Here is a 2964-nt window from a genome sequence, read left to right as displayed (position 1 = left end):
ATTCATGAATTGTTCCAAGAAAGTTTTTCTACTAAAGGTGAAGGTCGTGGTTTAGGTCTATCAACTTTAAAAGAAATTGCTGATAATGCAGACAATGTCTTATTAGATACAATTATCGAAAATGGTTTCTTTATTCAAAAAGTTGAAATTATTAACAACTAGCCATAAGGATGTGAATGTATGAAAATTTTCATTTGCGAAGACGATCCAAAACAAAGAGAAAACATGGTTACCATTATTAAAAATTATATAATGATAGAAGAAAAGCCTATGGAAATTGCCCTCGCAACTGATAATCCTTATGAGGTGCTTGAGCAAGCTAAAAATATGAATGACATAGGCTGTTACTTTTTAGATATTCAACTTTCAACTGATATTAATGGTATCAAATTAGGCAGTGAAATTCGTAAGCATGACCCAGTTGGTAACATTATTTTCGTTACGAGTCACAGTGAACTTACCTATTTAACATTTGTCTACAAAGTTGCAGCGATGGATTTTATTTTTAAAGATGATCCAGCAGAATTAAGAACTCGAATTATAGATTGTTTAGAAACTGCACATACACGCTTACAATTGTTGTCTAAAGATAATAGCGTTGAAACGATTGAATTAAAACGTGGCAGTAATTCAGTGTATGTTCAATATGATGATATTATGTTTTTTGAATCATCAACAAAATCTCACAGACTCATTGCCCATTTAGATAACCGTCAAATTGAATTTTATGGTAATTTAAAAGAACTGAGTCAATTAGATGATCGTTTCTTTAGATGTCATAATAGCTTTGTCGTCAATCGCCATAATATTGAATCTATAGATTCGAAAGAGCGAATTGTCTATTTTAAAAATAAAGAACACTGCTATGCATCGGTGAGAAACGTTAAAAAAATATAATAAGATAATAAAGTCAGTTAACGGCGTATTCAATTGTAAATCTTGTTGGATTTTAACAAGATAACTAGCAAATGCACTGTATAGCTGGCTTTTTAATTGTTTAATAACAAAATTAAATATGACGCGTGAATTAAAAAATGATGTAACGTTTCTTTGTATACCTATTCCTATTACTACATAATTTATCAATTTCTATTTCACTCTACAATCCTATGGCGCAATTTTTAACAAAATATACTAAATTTGAAATTGACAGTTTCCATAAATAAAATGCTACAATTTCCTACCCCGTGAATCTTATTTTGTTTTAAAAAACAGTGTAGCACAAGATTCAACTTGTTTCCTACACTGTTTTATAAATGAATTATTTAAAATGCTTGTTCAACCTCTTGTAATGTTGGCAAACTATTAATGGCACCATACTTCGTTGTCACTATTGCAGCAACGCGATTGCTAAACGCTAAAATTTCCTCACCTTCATTTTCAAATAACTGAGTTAAATTTAACACATCGGTTGCTAAAATCCTGCTAATAACTGCACCAATAAAAGCATCCCCTGCCCCAGTTGTATCAACAGGTTTTACCTTATAGCCACTATGATAATGATTAATACCATTTTTCAAATATACGGCAGCACCATCTGCTCCCTTCGTATAAATGACTACAGTAACATTACCTGTAAATAATGATTGAATGGCTTCATTTTCATCATGAATACCTGTAATAAATTCTAATTCTTCATCTGAAACTTTTACAATATGCGCCAATGGCAAAAAGGTATGAATAGTTTGTCTTAAATCTTCAGCGTTATCCCATAATGGCAATCTTACATTAGGATCAAATACGACAGTACCATTTGCATTTAATGTTTTGGTAATCAATTGATAATGTGCATCTCTCATCGGACTATCGACCAAATCAACAGAACAAAAATGTACTACATCATTTTCATTCACATCAATATCATTCACAAAACTTGGTTCAAATAACATATCAGCAGAGGGCTTACGATAAAAAGAAAAATCTCGCTCGCCCGCTTCAGTCAAACTCACAAAAGCTAACGCAGTGTTTGCTTCATTCGTGCGATACACTTTTGATACATCTACACCAATACTTGATATCGTTTCAATAATGCTATCTCCAAATGCATCATTACCTAATTGTGTAATCATATACGCTTGTTGTCCTAACTTTTGAACTGTACAAGCTACATTGCATGGCGCGCCACCAATTTGCTTCGTAAATGTTTGAACATCTTTTAAATTCGCATTTGTAACATTTGGAATAAAATCAATTAACGCTTCTCCTATTGAAAATAGACGTCTCATTTATGTTCATCCTTTAAATCATATTTAGTAAATTGTAAATATACTTGCCCTGATTCTGTTGATGTTTTAATACCTAGTGCGTCTTCTGTCGGGAAAATTCGAGATGTCAAAACACGTTCCCCATCATTACAGAAAATTTCTATACTAGATGTATCAACAAAAATTTGTAATTGCTTTAATGGCGTGTCTAATATCGTACTACGCGTCGTACCTTCAACATTTGTCGGCAATAAACCACTGTCGCTGCGATCTAATGTTATTTTATTTTCACGCTTGTTATAAGCAATTAATGTTGAAGAAGTCTTAGATGTACGTAATTCAAAGTACACTTCGGTAGCATCATTATCCAAAATATCTATGATTAATTCATACTGTTTACCTTCATACGGATGTAATTTTCGAGTAAATTTATTTGCGTAGCCTAATGCTGTCTCTTTATTGTGACGTAATTTTTCCAACGCTGGATATGGACGTTGCTTAAGTTGACCATTTTCTACATTTAATACACGAGGAATTGTTAAGCAATGGGCCCATCCTTCATTATCAGTAGGATATTCGATTTCCGGTAACCCCATCCATCCAATTAGTACTCGTCGGCCTTTTTCATCTAAAAATGTTTGAGGTGCATAGAAATCAAAGCCATTATCAAGCTCGACAAAATTTTCATGTTCATATGTTAACTTTTCAATATCAAACTTTCCAAGTATATAACCACTTTGATAAATATTTTTGAACTGAT

The 2964-nt window shown here is 32.3% G+C and carries 4 protein-coding genes and 1 pseudogene; 3 read left to right on the top strand and 2 right to left on the bottom strand.

Going from position 1 to position 2964, the window contains the following annotated elements; all coding sequences use genetic code 11:
* The 3 genes and pseudogenes from IDG60_RS09910 to IDG60_RS09900 all read left to right on the top strand — a co-directional run.
* Positions 1 to 162, top strand: a 162-nt coding sequence (locus IDG60_RS09910; RefSeq protein ID WP_031895834.1) for a GHKL domain-containing protein, incomplete at its 5' end; no start/stop codon positions are given.
* 18 nt (positions 163 to 180) lie between these two features.
* Complete coding sequence (agrA, locus tag IDG60_RS09905; RefSeq protein WP_000688492.1) at positions 181 to 897, top strand: quorum-sensing response regulator AgrA; 717 nt, start codon at positions 181 to 183, stop codon at positions 895 to 897.
* A 71-nt stretch (positions 898 to 968) separates the two neighbouring features.
* Positions 969 to 1078, top strand: a pseudogene (locus IDG60_RS09900) (hypothetical protein).
* Between the two features lie 187 nt (positions 1079 to 1265).
* Here IDG60_RS09900 and IDG60_RS09895 read toward each other — a convergent pair.
* Both IDG60_RS09895 and IDG60_RS09890 read right to left on the bottom strand, forming a co-directional pair.
* The gene (locus IDG60_RS09895; RefSeq protein ID WP_001253312.1) at positions 1266 to 2225 is read right to left on the bottom strand and encodes a carbohydrate kinase family protein; all 960 of its coding nucleotides are present in this window, start codon (positions 2223 to 2225) and stop codon (positions 1266 to 1268) included.
* A partial coding sequence (locus IDG60_RS09890) for a GH32 C-terminal domain-containing protein (protein WP_206160659.1) occupies positions 2222 to 2964 on the bottom strand: 743 nt, incomplete at its 5' end. The genes IDG60_RS09890 and IDG60_RS09895, both read right to left, overlap by 4 nt.

This window comes from Staphylococcus sp. EG-SA-2, assembly GCF_017152085.1.
Note: the sequence above shows the minus strand (reverse complement) of the source record. Positions and strands in the feature narration are given on the sequence as shown.

Coding starts and splice junctions, on each gene's coding strand:
- agrA (WP_000688492.1), top strand. CDS start 181: ATGAAAATTTTCATTTGCGAAGACGATCCAAAACAAAGAGAAAACATG.
- IDG60_RS09895 (WP_001253312.1), bottom strand. CDS start 2,225: ATGAGACGTCTATTTTCAATAGGAGAAGCGTTAATTGATTTTATTCCA.